The sequence below is a fragment of the Shewanella sp. AS1 genome (genome assembly GCF_021412565.1).
Classification (GTDB): domain Bacteria; phylum Pseudomonadota; class Gammaproteobacteria; order Enterobacterales; family Shewanellaceae; genus Shewanella.
In genome coordinates, this window is record NZ_JAKCLJ010000146.1 from 1 (window position 1) to 279 (window position 279).

At 65.9% G+C, this 279-nt stretch carries 1 protein-coding gene; it reads right to left on the reverse strand.

The window, feature by feature from the left end; genetic code table 11:
* Window positions 1-66 precede the first annotated feature (66 nt).
* Window positions 67-279 (reverse strand): hypothetical protein (locus tag LZP69_RS16435; protein WP_234201755.1); only part of this gene is annotated, 213 nt, incomplete at its 5' end.

The window sequence follows — 279 nt, forward strand, 5'->3', positions numbered from 1 at the left end:
ATGCAGGCCGGAGCGCAAATCAATCCCGGCCCGGACGCGTCGGCCGCCATCGACACGGACGGCCGCTCAGGACCCGACGGCTTCGACGGGCGTGATGACCATGAGCATGAAGCTGAGAAGGTGGAGGACGGCCTGCCCGTTCCGTCCGGCCTTGAGCTCGGCCAGGGCCGAATCGATGTGGCCCTGGCAGATCTTTTTGGCCTGGGCCATGATGTCCTTGCCCCGGTAAACGGAGGTCATTTCCTCGGGGATCGTCCAACCCTTGCCGCCGCTCGCCAG